Source organism: Pseudoalteromonas sp. GABNS16E (assembly GCF_028598715.1).
GTDB classification, from domain to species: domain Bacteria; phylum Pseudomonadota; class Gammaproteobacteria; order Enterobacterales; family Alteromonadaceae; genus Pseudoalteromonas; species Pseudoalteromonas atlantica.
In genome coordinates this window covers 1-12,108 of the sequence record NZ_JAQREZ010000039.1, presented here as the reverse complement: position 1 = coordinate 12,108, position 12,108 = coordinate 1, and the positions used below count along the sequence as shown (strand labels likewise).

Below are 12,108 nucleotides of genomic sequence, written 5' to 3'. Positions count from 1 at the left end.
GGGGTATCCAAATAGTTACAGCTAATAGCCAAGCTTAATTAGCTAAAATTCTAAATTCTTTTTGAGCAATTAAATTACCTTGCTCATCAACAACATCTACACGCCAATGGCCTGTTTGTGTATTCATAATATTTTTGGTTGAGTACGTTCTGTAGCGCGGCGAGGTAACATTAAGTGAAATCTCAGCCATGGTTTCACCCTCATAAGACCATACATGCTTTACTTGTTGGCCTTGTAGGTTTTTAAGCTCACTAAAAAACGAAAGTGCCTCCTCAAACTGATTTAAGCGGATATCTGCAGCAAATACATTAGTGGGCTCGCGCTTACTTACTTTGCGAGTAAGCACTGCACGGCTAATTTTACCTGTATCAATTTGTGCACCTAACGCAACACTGGCAATGTGCGCATTAGATGAAAAGCCTTCACTGCTGGTTAGCGAACCGTCGTCGTTTTCAATATCTGGAAGCTGTTCATTGGGTGATGCGCTTAACTGCGTGCTAGTAAGCGGCTGATTAGCGATAGGCTCAGCGAGTTCGGTATCTGATTGCTCAATAACAGAAACTTGATTGCTTTGGACGTTAGCAATTGGTTCTATATCCGTTTGCTCATTATTGCTTTGCGCTAACGAAGTATTATTAACGCTTTCATCCTCAAGCACCGCTGGCGCAACATCTGCTATATCATTTATAAGCTCATTTGGGCGCGTTTGCTCGTCATTTATACTCACCGTGGGCTCAACATTATCTGCTGTGTTGTCGCTTAAAGGTGAATACGGCGATTGCTCATTAGGTTGCTCGCCCTGCTCGGCATTTACCGAGCTAGTTAAGCCATACACAACCGCTGCCGAGGTCATTGCTACCAACATAGAAACACTCGCAATACGACGCCAATGCCACTCGTAGCTTACATTAGGTACACTATTTTGTGGTTCGCGTTTTACATTTGCTTTAATAACTATTTTTTGACTCATATTGACCTCAGCGGCTCCAAATTAGCTTAAACGGGCAATTAACCATTGGCGAATAGCTTGCAGTTCTTCTGCGCAAACCTGATGAGCCATAGGGTATTCTTGCCAGCTTACATCCATGTTATGTGCTGTTAATACTTCAAACGCACTTCTACCCGCGCTATGCGGCACTACATTATCTTGGCTACCATGAGCCATAAATACATTTAAATCAGTATGCTTTGCTTCTTGCGCTAGCTTTTCAGGCACGCACATATAAGTAGACAGCGCCATAACACCTGCAAGTTTGTGCTCAAATCGCGGCGCTAAATGTAAAGACACCACGCCCCCTTGCGAAAAGCCCGCCAAAATAATTTTATTGGCAGGTATACCATTTTCAATTTCTTGATTGATCAGGGCTTGCACTTTTTCGGCTGAATCTCTCACGCCTTGTTCATCGGCACGTTTGTCTAATTCTATAGATTTAATGTCGTACCACGAGCGCATTTCCATGCCACCATTTATGGTGACCGGTTGAATAGGCGCATGCGGAAAAATAAATCGTATACCAAGCTCACTGGGTAAGTTAAGTTGCGGTGCAACCGGTGCAAAGCCATCGCCAGAGTCGCCTAAACCATGCAGCCAAATAACAGTGGCTTTGTGCTCACCTTGCGCTGGGTATTGTGCAAACTCTAAACTCATAAGCTTGATTGCCACTTAATTTCTTGGCCAGCTTGGCGAGTAGACGCTTGGTTCATAAACTCCCAAAACTCTGCGCCAGAGCGGTTATCAATCCACTGGCCGTCACGCATTTCAAAATGGTGGCCATTAAATTTAGTCGCAACCCACACTTGATGCAAAGGCGCTTGTTTGTTAATTACAATTTTACTTTTATCAGGGAAAATTATTTCTAAAATACCCTCTGCCGATTCGTAGTCTAAATCTGCTTCGCAATCATCAACTTGCTCTTCAATTGTGAACATAAGAGCTTCGGCTAATTGGTGATATTCGTGTTCAGTCATTGTAATTTTCCTTTGCAGGCGAGCTGCCTAATATTGGGTACGGTTTATATACAGCTAGTGTAACAGGAATAAAATCATCCGCGAATAGCTGCATTTTTTAGATATTCTGTTACTCTGCGATTATAAAGCCAGCAACCGTATTAATCTAATGAAAGCGACACATACCTTACAATTAAAACGACTATATATAAGTACTTTACTGCTAAGTGCATTAGCTGGCTGCGGCCAAAGCGGGCCTTTGTATTTACCAGAACAACAGGCTGAGCAAAACACACCCCCTAATACAGCACAGCCAACGCCCGTAAAAAAAACCAACACAGAGCAAGTGCAGGAGCAATAAATGGATTATTTTAACTATCAAAACAATCAATTATTTGCCGAAGATGTCAGCATTGCCACAATTGCTCAGCACTATGGTACGCCGTGTTATGTGTACTCGCGTGCTACTTTTGAGCGCCATTATTTAGCCTTTGCAAATGCCACTAAAAATCATAAAAGTTTGGTGTGCTACGCAGTTAAAGCCAATTCTAATATTGCAGTATTAAATATATTAGCGCGTTTAGGCTCAGGGTTTGACATAGTGTCTAAAGGTGAGTTGGCGCGTGTAATAAAAGCTGGCGGTGATGCCAGTAAAGTGGTGTTTTCAGGTGTGGCTAAAACCGCCGACGAGATTGCTTATGCACTAAAGTTAGGCATTAAATGCTTTAACGTTGAATCGGCCTCAGAGCTTGAGCGTATTTCTGAGGTAGCGTGCGAGTTAAATTTAGAAGCCCCTATTTCTATTCGTGTAAACCCTGATATAGATGCCAAAACACACCCGTATATTTCTACCGGTTTAAAAGAAAACAAGTTTGGTATCGATATTCAAACGGCTATGAGCGTTTATCAGCATGCGGCGTCTTTACCAGGTCTAAAAGTAACCGGTGTAGATTGCCACATAGGCTCGCAATTAACTGAGGTTAAACCTTTTTTAGAAGCGCTTGATAAGCTAATGGCATTAATAGATGAGCTTAAAGCAAATGGTATTGAGCTTACTCATTTAGATATTGGCGGCGGGTTAGGCGTTCCTTATAATGATGAACAGCCACCCCACCCAAGTGAATATGCTGCGCAGGTTACCGAGCGCTTAGCCAATTACAAACACCTTGAGCTTATTTTTGAGCCAGGGCGCGCTATAGCCGCTAATGCTGGAATTTTAGTAACGCAGGTTGAGTTTATTAAGCAAAACCAGGATAAATTTTTTGCCATTGTCGATGCGGGTATGAACGACATGCTTCGCCCTTCGCTTTATCAGGCATGGCAAAAAATCATTCCTGTATCGGTGCGCGATGACGACACCCCAACACATAACTTTGATATTGTGGGCCCAGTGTGCGAAACCGGCGACTTTTTAGGAAAAGACCGCGAGCTAGCCCTTAAACAAGGCGACTTATTGGCGCAGCGAAGTGCTGGTGCCTATGGTTTTACAATGAGTTCAAACTACAACTCTCGCCCACGCGTGGCCGAAATAATGGTAGATGGTGAGCAACACCACCTTATTCGCCAACGCGAAACCATCGAGAGCCTTTATCAAGGTGAGAAAATTTTACCATAAACGTTTTTGTTAAGGCGCTGCTCTGTGGCATGATTAGCGCAGAGCAAACCCGAATTAGAGCGCTATGTTAGTTAATTTTTCCAAAATGCACGGCTTAGGCAACGACTTTGTTGTAATTGATAACATTACACAAAATGTATTTTTGTCTCGCGATCAAATCAAAAAACTGGCTGATCGCCACTTTGGTATTGGCTTTGACCAATTACTTATGGTTGAAGCCCCTTACTCCCCTGATCTCGACTTCCATTATCGTATATTTAATGCCGATGGCAATGAAGTAGAACAATGCGGAAATGGCGCACGCTGTTTTGCCCGCTTTGTGCGCATGAAAGGCTTAACTAACAAGCACAAAATTAGTGTCTCGACTAAGTCGGGTAACCTCACGCTATACATAGAAAAAGACGGCCAAGTAACGGTAAACATGGGTCATCCTAATTTTGAGCCTGCTAAAATCCCGCTTAAAGCCAGCAAGCGAGAACTTACTTATATAATAAGAGCTCAAGAGCACACTGTATTTAGTGGCGCTGTGTCTATGGGTAATCCGCATTGCGTGTTAGAAGTTGACGATATAGCTACCGCCCAAGTTGAGGTGCTTGGTCCGCTGCTTGAAAACCACGAACGTTTTCCAAATCGTGCCAATATTGGCTTTATGCAAGTGGTATCGCAAGATCATATAAAACTTAGAGTGTGGGAACGCGGCGTTAGTGAAACCCTAGCGTGTGGCACGGGTGCCTGCGCAGCAATGGTAATTGGCCACATTCAAAGCAAACTTAACACCACGGTACAAGTTGATTTACCCGGCGGCACATTACAAGTACGTTGGAGCGGCGAAGGCCACCCTGTCCGCATGACCGGCCCAGCCGAGCATGTATTTGATGGGCAAGTTGCCTTATGAGCGAGCTAACAAAAGAGCAAGTCGCTGAGTATTTGGCGCGCCACCCTGATTTTTTAATAGAGCAGCCAGAGCTACTTGCACAACTTGAGTTACACCACAAAACGCAAGGTGCCACCTCGCTTGTGCACATACAACAGCGCCAATTGCGCGAGCACAATACTCAGTTAAAAAATCAAATACACAGTATGAGCGAACACGCTACGCAAAATGAGCTAGTATATCGCTTGTTTAGCCAATGCCACCGCCAACTGTGGACAAACTACGACTTTAATACGCTTGCCGCTAATTTGCGCAATATTATTTGTACCAGCCCACATATTAGCGAGTGCAGGTTGGTTAAATACAACAACACTTTAGATGGGCTTATTGAGCACCGCCTTAGCCAATTTGGGCACTACTTAGGACGCGTTAATCAGCAAGAGCGCGAGCTATTATTTTGCGAAAACACGCAGTCTTCTGCTATTTATCTTATTGGTTGCGCTGAAAAACCCGTCGCTATATTGGCCTTTGGCAGCCATGATGAAAACCATTTTGAACCCGCACAAGATAACCTATTCGTGCTTGATTTTGTTCATGCATTGCAACTTAGGCTGTTGGAATTGGCATGAGCGACGAGACGCCTAACACTGAGCAATTAAGTGAGCATTGGCGTACACCCATTCATTTATTTAGTGACTATTTAAAGTACGAAAGACAGTACTCAGAGCACACTGTAAATCAGTATGTTAGCCAACTAAACTTTGCCGCCCTGTATTTTAGTAAATTATGTGATGACTGGTTTGGCGTACAAGGCGAGCATATTCGCCGCTACAGCATGGCGCTTCGTTCAAAGCAATTAAGTGGGCGCACCATTAGTTTAAAATTAAGCTGCATTCGTAGTTTGTATAAATTTTTAAAAGCCAAAAACATTGCTCAGCACGCGCATTATCATAACCCAGCACAAGGCATTAAAGGGCCTAAATTTTCTAAGCCTTTACCTAAAAATCTCGATGTAGATCAGATGGCAAGCCTACTAGAGATTAACGATGACGACCCATTAGCCATACGAGACAAGGCTATGATGGAGCTTATGTATTCATCTGGGCTGCGCATTAGCGAGTTAGTTGGCACCAACTTACGCGATATAAACGCCGTAAGCGGCGAAATATTAGTCAAAGGTAAAGGTAACAAAGAGCGCCTCATTCCCGTGGGTCGCAAAGCGCTCACAGCGTTAAAAAATTGGCTCAACATACGGGGGCAATTTGCAAAGCCTGACGAAATGGCGGTGTTTTTAAGCAGTAAAAAAAATCGTATTTCGGTTCGCCAAGTTCGCTTACGCATGCAAGAGTGGGGAATAAAACAAGGCATTAGCTCACAAGTGCACCCGCATAAACTTCGCCACTCGTTTGCCTCTCATATTTTAGAATCATCTGGCGATTTACGCGCTGTGCAAGAATTATTAGGGCACAGTAGTTTATCGGCTACGCAAGTATATACGCATTTAGATTTTCAGCATTTAGCAAAAGTGTACGACAACACTCATCCGCGCGCTAAAAAACAAACCGATTAGGAATGTAATTATGATCCGATTTAATCGTGCTCCTCGCCCTTTTTCAGTTATGAGCTTTGATTTAGACGACACCCTGTATAACAACCACCCCATAATAAAAGCCGCGGTTAAAGCCCAGCAAGATTATTTAAACGCGCTACCCAGCTACTTACAACAAGGCCCAAAATACTGGCAACAATGCCGCAACGAGGCTGTATTACAGTTACCAGAGCTTGCTGATAATGTAACTAAATGGCGCCAACATACGCTTCGCTTAGCTCTTTCAAAGCTAGATTTAAATGAGCAAGAGGTAGAGCATCATGCCGATGCTGCCTATAACGCCTTTGCCGATGCGCGCAGTAAAATAGTGGTAACCGACGACGTACTAAAGCTGCTAGATAACTTAGCCCAGCACTTTACGCTGGTTGCAATAACCAATGGCAATGTTGAAATTGAGCGCTTTAACTTACGCGATAAATTTGCGCTAGTATTGCAAGCTGGTATGCACGGTAAAGCCAAACCCCACGGTACACTGTTTGATAAAGCCGCCGCGCACTTAAACGTGGCTAAAAGTGAAATTTTACATATTGGCGATAGCCTAGATACCGACGTACAAGGCGCTAATAATGCAGGCTGCCAATCGGTTTGGTTAAAAGACCAAGGTGCGGCTTATCACTACAAAGGCCTTGCCGATGTTGAAATTGCGAATATTCATGCCTTAGCGCACTTTATCAAATAGCCTAAATAGAACGAAGAGGTTGCAATGAGCCATTATACCAAGCTAATTACCTTGCTATTAATAGGCTCGCTTAGCCTAAACGCTTACTTATTGTGGCCACAAAAACAGCCTGTAGTTGGCACACAAAAAATCCACAGCGGCAAGAGCATCAAAGCGCCAAAAAGTAACCTGCTCAGCCAAGCTCAACAGCAATTTACACAACACAAATTTGATGATGCTGTAAATACGTATCAGCAACTAAATCTAAGCGCTCCAAAAAAAGCACATACTTTATACGCTTCGTGGGTAGCACAACTAAAGCAATGGCTAAACACAAACCTACCGCTTAGCCAGTCATTGTTAAATGCACTTTTAAATAAAGACCCTTACAATACCGAGTTACTCACTTTACACGTTGATTACCTAGTAAAAAGCGGGCAACGGCAAAACGCAATTATTGCGCTATTTGAGCTCTACCCATTATTAAATAAGCACCAACAAGACCCTGTAGATAGGCGCCTTGTGCATTTAACGACTAACGAACTGCATAGTTTGAGTGAGCAGCAAAATTGGCAAACAATTATTGAACAAACTCAAATTTGGCTCGACTATCAAAACGACAATAGCCATTTTTTATACGCACTCGCTCATGCTTATTATCAACTAGAGGACTTTATTAGCGCCTTAACAACTATTGAGCGCATGCCATCAAATCACCCACTACAAGCCGAAGTAACTGCCTTACACGCAATGATAGAGAAAGCTCAATCGCAAGATGACTTTATTGCGCTTACCCCCTACGGCGCACATTACTTAATTAGCACCGAGCTAAATAGCTCAATCCAAACAGAGCTAATGATAGATACCGGCGCAAGTATTACTTCTCTTTCGAGTGACGTGCTTAACCAACTTTCACCCCGACCACTGTATTTAGGCGATGTAACCGTAAACACGGCGAATGGGCAAATTAGAGTAAAACGCTACCAAATTGAGTCGTTTAAAGTAGGGATGCAAACTATTTACGGTTTTGAAGTGCTCAGTATTGAAAACACCCGCGGCCAAGGTTTGTTAGGAATGAACTTTTTATCTAGATTTAAATTTAATATAAATCAACAAACAGATGAGTTAGAGTTGAGTGCTAAATAAACAAAAAATAATAAAAGGAAGTTTATGCGTACTCTACTATTTACACTACTTTGTTTTTGGCAATGTACTGCTCAGGCAACAAATTATTTTGTAAAAGACAAAAGTTGTGAGGCTATTTCACCCGAAATAGAAATAAGCCTTAGCGCTACACTGAGAGATTTAGATAACCATCAAAGAAAAAGACAAAACCTTAGACAAAAAGCGCTGAATAAGTATAGCGAACAGTACAATCAACAGCATGAGCAACTATATGTAGAGGAACGCTTTACTACAAATAGCAGCCACGCTGCTGAAACTCCTACAATAAGCAGAGCCCAAAAAAAATTACATTACCTTATTAAGCTCACCCCCTCAAAAAACTGCAATCAACAAGTCGCTATGACTAGCGAGCTATTTATTTCTGGAATGCACAAGCACAGCCTCTCAAATACCATTGAGGGGAATGCAATTGATGTCACTTTAGACATAAACAGTTCCCCTAAGTTTACTCAATTTAACAACCCCCTCATCACCCCCACTAACTTTTTTGGACTCCAATTTGGCAGTAGCTATCAGCAGGTATTAGCGTCTCTCGGACTTGCTAGTTTATCGCTAAGCGATAGCAATAACGCAATACTTGTATATGGAAGGAATCATGCTTTTCACTTTAAAAACAATGTATTTATAGGTTATCAGTTCCATGAAACGCTACTACCTATGGTGATAAATAATGAGCTTTCTTTGGCAAATGAAAAATTACAAATAAGCACCGGTACAGATCAGGCTATTTTCTTAGATACAGATTTAACCCAACCAGCAATTAATAAATTAAAAAACAGTTTTGATGAAGTGGAAACCGCATCTTATAAAGTATCCATTAACAAATCAGAGCAAAGAGTTGTTGGTATATCGCACGGAGAATTAATTGAACATATAAAGAGCAACACTCAATGCTATAACGGCACAATATTGGCCGATGAATACTTAAAAAAACACAAAAATAGTAAAACGCTTAAAGTGGTTAATGAAGATCATGACAATATAATCATTACTCCTTGTTATGAGTTTATATATGAAGGCAATGGCTACATTTCTAAATTAAAGCTTGTGGAGCCCTTTTCAACCGCTAAAATTAAGCTCGCCGCATTAGCTGGCTATATTAACCAAAGTACACAGTGGAACTTATCAGGCGTAAAATACAACGACCCTGTTGCAAGCCTTGCTAAGTTAGGCGATTACGACGAGTTCTTTGACTCAGCAGAATTTACTTCTCAACACTGGGATGGTTATTTTTATATTTATGACGGAAAGCTTTTAAGTGCAGAGCTTACAAGCAACGACTATTAATTTTTCTCTTTGAATCTTCTGTTAGAAAAGGACAAACATGTTATTAAACGATTTTTTACAGCAACTTGCAGACAACCCTAAAAGCATACAATTTAGCGATACCATGGCGGTAATAGAAGCTAATTACGATTTTACCGCGTGTGGATTTAATAACCACGGCTTACTTAGCTCTGCAAGCGAGAACAACGGCTCATGTAAAATTTTTGCGTTTGCTAAATTAAACGATTTAAGCAAGCAAAATACATTGGATTGCTTTGGTAAGTTTTACCGCGAAGACGTACTACAAAACCCTAAAGGCGATGATCACATGAACATTCGCACATTTATGTTAGCGCCAGAAGCGACTCCATTTTTAGGCCTGAGCTTTGATGGTGAGCCGCTAAAAGCGAAATAACACTAAGCTACTAAATTAAAGCGTTTTTTCCATAAAGTAACGCGTACCAGATCGCGGATAGTTGTTAAGCTGATACTTAACCACGTATCCGCGCTTTTCATAAAAAGGCTTGGCCTGAAAATCAAGCGTATCAAGCTGTGCTGTATTAGCGCCGCGCTCAATAGCAGCAAGCTCAAGCGCATTTAAAAGTTTGCCTGCTAACCCCTTGCTCCGCGCGGTATCGCTACACCAAAGCCAGTTAATCATTAGCCAATTACCGAACACACACCCACTAATACCTGCAACAAGCTCACCTTGCTCATCAACAAATTTATAGCCTAATGGCACTCTTTGCGCATCAAAGTGCTGTGCGTTAAATTCAACTATTTTAGTGCGAAGCGCTGAGTTTAACGCATCGGTATTATCTGCTTTTAATTGATACATGTACCGCCCTTAAAGAAGCAGATACTAGCAAACAAACTTAATTAAAAAAGGTTATTTTTTCCATAAGGTACTTCTAGCAAATTGCTGCTTATTTTTTCGGGTTGCCCGCACATTTCATCGTAAGCGCTAGTATGGCGCAGTACCATTTCGGCGTAGGCTATTTTTTCAAAACGTTTTTGAATATGCAGCGGGCTGAGCGCTTTAACAAACTCGCCATTTTCTTCAGTAACGTAATACTCTACGTTATTTATAATGACAGACACCTGATAGAGCGCCATTTCAAGGGAGTGCGCGACCACTTTTTGTAATGGTTCGTGCTTTTTTAACTCAGAAAATTTCATACCCATAACAATCGCCTTTTAATAAAAAGTAACTTTATAGATACGCACCTTTGCTATAATCGCGATCAAATTATTACATCACTGCCTTTAAAGCTTATGAGCAATAAAATTCGACTCGCTAAATACATTGCTCACGCTGGTGTGTGCTCACGAAAACAAGCATCACGCTTAATAGATGAAGGGGTAGTAACGGTAAATAATCGCCCTGCTAATCATATTGATCACGTTAATGAGCAAGACGACGTAATAGTTAATGGCCAAGCAGTTAAAGGGGCTGCCGATTTGGTTTATTTTGCGTACCACAAGCCTGTAGGTATTGACTGCAAATTAAATGAAAATGACCCTGCCAGCCTTATTCACCATTTACCTACCCTCACTCGGGTTTATCCCATTGGCCGATTAGATAAAGACTCTCGTGGCTTGCTTATTTTGACCAACGACGGAGATTTTTGTAATCAACTTATTCACCCTGACTTCCACCAGCCTAAACGTTATTTAGTCACGGTAGATAAACCTATTAATAACGCGTTTTGCGAAAAAATGGCCGCAGGGGTGCCTGTTGATAAGCAAGTAACCTTACCGTGTGAAGTAACAAAAATAACTGACAACCAGTTTAGTATTATTTTAAAGCAAGGGCTTAACAGACAAATACGTAAAATGGCGCATTACTGCGGCTTTAAAGTAATTGATTTATTTAGAGTGCAATTTAGCGAACTTGCTCTTTCAAGACTAAACCTCCCTGAAAACCACTATATACAAATTAATAAAACAGATATTTCAAAAATCTAATACCAAGTCACTTAATTACACTATAAAAAGTTAAAAAATAACCTTGCAAAAATAGATTACAGGTGTAGTCTTTATTTAAAGATTACATTTGTAGGCAATAAAATGATTGAGTTATCAAAAGCAGAATTTGAAGTACTTGACGCGCTTTGGATTAATTACCCAGCAACCGCCAGCCAAATTATTGAGCGCTTAAGCGATGACAAACAATGGCACGAAAAAACCATTAAAACCCTACTGGGTCGATTAGTTAAAAAAGGCGCACTGACCTTTGAAAAAGACGGCCGCCAATATATTTATACTCCTTGTATGGAGCGCGCCGACTACACATTAAAAGAAAGCAAAAACTTTATTGAGCGTTTTTTTAGTGGCCGTATAGCGCCGCTGGTAAGCGGGTTTGCTAAATCAGAGCAGCTTTCGCAGCAAGATATAAACGAGTTAAAAAAGGTCATCGATGACTGGGAAAAAAACCAAAAGTAAGGAGTGGCTATGGATATTCAAACCTTTTTAACTGGTTACTAGAGCAGCAATTATTACTCAGCATAATGCTTGGCGGGTTTATTATATGTGAGCGTTTTAGTTTAAGGCTGCTTGGCCCAGGCTTTGTGTATAAATTAGTATGCGTAATCCCCGTATCGTTACTGGTTGCAAACTTACCAAGTAACATTAAGCCACTGCAAAATAGCGCCATTAGCCATTATTTAATAACGCCTAACCAACCCCTTATTAATAACTTAGGCCTAAATTGGGCCGTGCTTTATGTAGTGGTTAGCCTAGTGCTGTTTAGCATAGCGTTTGTTGTGCATATTCGCTTTATAAAAAATCTGCAGCTCAATTATTTAATTAATAGCGAACACCCTCTCACGGCTAGCGCATTTTAATCCCAGACTCTAACAGGGTTGAGCGGTAATCATCGTCTAGCCCTGCCATTTTCTTTTTCCTCGCCATACTAGCTGACTTAGATGTATCTTGTTTAAAAAGCGCCATGG

Annotated in this window: 17 protein-coding genes; 12 read left to right on the top strand and 5 right to left on the bottom strand. The window is 41.4% G+C overall.

Annotation, left to right across the window (positions count from 1 at the left end; all coding sequences use genetic code 11):
• Window positions 1-34: 34 nt before the first annotated feature.
• From PSI06_RS14965 to cyaY, 3 genes are read right to left on the bottom strand one after another with little or no spacing between them, the layout of a single operon-like run.
• Window positions 35-970, bottom strand: a complete 936-nt coding sequence (locus PSI06_RS14965) for a DUF2914 domain-containing protein (protein WP_004588975.1) — start codon at window positions 968-970, stop codon at window positions 35-37.
• Window positions 971-991: 21 nt separating this feature from the next.
• Complete coding sequence (locus PSI06_RS14960) at window positions 992-1,648, bottom strand: alpha/beta hydrolase (protein ID WP_004588976.1); 657 nt, start codon at window positions 1,646-1,648, stop codon at window positions 992-994.
• Window positions 1,645-1,968 carry an iron donor protein CyaY gene (gene cyaY / locus PSI06_RS14955; protein ID WP_004588977.1) on the bottom strand — a complete coding sequence of 108 codons (324 nt, stop codon included), beginning with the start codon at window positions 1,966-1,968 and terminating at the stop codon, window positions 1,645-1,647. Before cyaY ends, PSI06_RS14960 begins: the two co-directional genes overlap by 4 nt.
• A 148-nt stretch (window positions 1,969-2,116) precedes the next feature.
• Between cyaY and lptM the strand changes: the two genes are divergently transcribed.
• The 9 genes from lptM (at window position 2,117) to PSI06_RS14910 (ending at window position 9,569) form a co-directional block, all read left to right on the top strand.
• Window positions 2,117-2,308: an LPS translocon maturation chaperone LptM gene (gene lptM, locus PSI06_RS14950; protein WP_004588978.1), complete on the top strand. Its 192-nt coding sequence runs from the start codon at window positions 2,117-2,119 to the stop codon at window positions 2,306-2,308.
• On the top strand, window positions 2,309-3,562 hold the full coding sequence (lysA, locus tag PSI06_RS14945) for a diaminopimelate decarboxylase (protein WP_273604166.1): 1,254 nt from the start codon (window positions 2,309-2,311) through the stop codon (window positions 3,560-3,562).
• Window positions 3,563-3,626: 64 nt separating this feature from the next.
• Window positions 3,627-4,457: a diaminopimelate epimerase gene (dapF, locus tag PSI06_RS14940; protein ID WP_004588980.1), complete on the top strand. Its 831-nt coding sequence runs from the start codon at window positions 3,627-3,629 to the stop codon at window positions 4,455-4,457.
• Complete coding sequence (locus PSI06_RS14935) at window positions 4,454-5,065, top strand: DUF484 family protein (protein ID WP_024032071.1); 612 nt, start codon at window positions 4,454-4,456, stop codon at window positions 5,063-5,065. The genes dapF and PSI06_RS14935 overlap by 4 nt, the downstream gene beginning before the upstream one ends.
• Window positions 5,062-6,006 carry a tyrosine recombinase XerC gene (locus PSI06_RS14930; protein ID WP_273604165.1) on the top strand — a complete coding sequence of 315 codons (945 nt, stop codon included), beginning with the start codon at window positions 5,062-5,064 and terminating at the stop codon, window positions 6,004-6,006. The genes PSI06_RS14935 and PSI06_RS14930 overlap by 4 nt, the downstream gene beginning before the upstream one ends.
• A gap of 10 nt (window positions 6,007-6,016) precedes the next feature.
• Complete coding sequence (locus PSI06_RS14925) at window positions 6,017-6,724, top strand: HAD-IA family hydrolase (protein ID WP_273604164.1); 708 nt, start codon at window positions 6,017-6,019, stop codon at window positions 6,722-6,724.
• Window positions 6,725-6,748: 24 nt separating this feature from the next.
• The gene (locus PSI06_RS14920; RefSeq protein ID WP_273604163.1) at window positions 6,749-7,849 is read left to right on the top strand and encodes a retropepsin-like aspartic protease; all 1,101 of its coding nucleotides are present in this window, start codon (window positions 6,749-6,751) and stop codon (window positions 7,847-7,849) included.
• A 24-nt stretch (window positions 7,850-7,873) separates the two neighbouring features.
• Window positions 7,874-9,175: a hypothetical protein gene (locus PSI06_RS14915; RefSeq protein WP_273604162.1), complete on the top strand. Its 1,302-nt coding sequence runs from the start codon at window positions 7,874-7,876 to the stop codon at window positions 9,173-9,175.
• A 37-nt stretch (window positions 9,176-9,212) separates the two neighbouring features.
• The gene (locus tag PSI06_RS14910; protein ID WP_273604161.1) at window positions 9,213-9,569 is read left to right on the top strand and encodes a HopJ type III effector protein; all 357 of its coding nucleotides are present in this window, start codon (window positions 9,213-9,215) and stop codon (window positions 9,567-9,569) included.
• Between the two features lie 15 nt (window positions 9,570-9,584).
• Here PSI06_RS14910 and PSI06_RS14905 read toward each other — a convergent pair whose 3' ends face one another.
• Complete coding sequence (locus PSI06_RS14905) at window positions 9,585-9,992, bottom strand: GNAT family N-acetyltransferase (RefSeq protein WP_273604160.1); 408 nt, start codon at window positions 9,990-9,992, stop codon at window positions 9,585-9,587.
• A 41-nt stretch (window positions 9,993-10,033) separates the two neighbouring features.
• Window positions 10,034-10,339, bottom strand: coding sequence for a DUF6482 family protein (locus PSI06_RS14900; RefSeq protein WP_248463235.1), 306 nt, complete (start codon window positions 10,337-10,339; stop codon window positions 10,034-10,036).
• A 90-nt stretch (window positions 10,340-10,429) separates the two neighbouring features.
• Between PSI06_RS14900 and PSI06_RS14895 the strand changes: the two genes are divergently transcribed.
• The 3 genes from PSI06_RS14895 (at window position 10,430) to PSI06_RS14885 (ending at window position 12,000) form a co-directional block, all read left to right on the top strand.
• Complete coding sequence (locus PSI06_RS14895) at window positions 10,430-11,122, top strand: pseudouridine synthase (RefSeq protein ID WP_273604159.1); 693 nt, start codon at window positions 10,430-10,432, stop codon at window positions 11,120-11,122.
• A 102-nt stretch (window positions 11,123-11,224) separates the two neighbouring features.
• Complete coding sequence (locus tag PSI06_RS14890; protein ID WP_248533343.1) at window positions 11,225-11,599, top strand: BlaI/MecI/CopY family transcriptional regulator; 375 nt, start codon at window positions 11,225-11,227, stop codon at window positions 11,597-11,599.
• A 125-nt stretch (window positions 11,600-11,724) separates the two neighbouring features.
• On the top strand, window positions 11,725-12,000 hold the full coding sequence (locus tag PSI06_RS14885; RefSeq protein WP_273604158.1) for a hypothetical protein: 276 nt from the start codon (window positions 11,725-11,727) through the stop codon (window positions 11,998-12,000).
• Window positions 12,001-12,108: the final 108 nt, after the last annotated feature.

Coding starts and splice junctions, on each gene's coding strand:
- PSI06_RS14965 (WP_004588975.1), bottom strand. CDS start 970: ATGAGTCAAAAAATAGTTATTAAAGCAAATGTAAAACGCGAACCACAA.
- PSI06_RS14960 (WP_004588976.1), bottom strand. CDS start 1,648: ATGAGTTTAGAGTTTGCACAATACCCAGCGCAAGGTGAGCACAAAGCC.
- cyaY (WP_004588977.1), bottom strand. CDS start 1,968: ATGACTGAACACGAATATCACCAATTAGCCGAAGCTCTTATGTTCACA.
- lptM (WP_004588978.1), top strand. CDS start 2,117: ATGAAAGCGACACATACCTTACAATTAAAACGACTATATATAAGTACT.
- lysA (WP_273604166.1), top strand. CDS start 2,309: ATGGATTATTTTAACTATCAAAACAATCAATTATTTGCCGAAGATGTC.
- dapF (WP_004588980.1), top strand. CDS start 3,627: ATGTTAGTTAATTTTTCCAAAATGCACGGCTTAGGCAACGACTTTGTT.
- PSI06_RS14935 (WP_024032071.1), top strand. CDS start 4,454: ATGAGCGAGCTAACAAAAGAGCAAGTCGCTGAGTATTTGGCGCGCCAC.
- PSI06_RS14930 (WP_273604165.1), top strand. CDS start 5,062: ATGAGCGACGAGACGCCTAACACTGAGCAATTAAGTGAGCATTGGCGT.
- PSI06_RS14925 (WP_273604164.1), top strand. CDS start 6,017: ATGATCCGATTTAATCGTGCTCCTCGCCCTTTTTCAGTTATGAGCTTT.
- PSI06_RS14920 (WP_273604163.1), top strand. CDS start 6,749: ATGAGCCATTATACCAAGCTAATTACCTTGCTATTAATAGGCTCGCTT.
- PSI06_RS14915 (WP_273604162.1), top strand. CDS start 7,874: ATGCGTACTCTACTATTTACACTACTTTGTTTTTGGCAATGTACTGCT.
- PSI06_RS14910 (WP_273604161.1), top strand. CDS start 9,213: ATGTTATTAAACGATTTTTTACAGCAACTTGCAGACAACCCTAAAAGC.
- PSI06_RS14905 (WP_273604160.1), bottom strand. CDS start 9,992: ATGTATCAATTAAAAGCAGATAATACCGATGCGTTAAACTCAGCGCTT.
- PSI06_RS14900 (WP_248463235.1), bottom strand. CDS start 10,339: ATGGGTATGAAATTTTCTGAGTTAAAAAAGCACGAACCATTACAAAAA.
- PSI06_RS14895 (WP_273604159.1), top strand. CDS start 10,430: ATGAGCAATAAAATTCGACTCGCTAAATACATTGCTCACGCTGGTGTG.
- PSI06_RS14890 (WP_248533343.1), top strand. CDS start 11,225: ATGATTGAGTTATCAAAAGCAGAATTTGAAGTACTTGACGCGCTTTGG.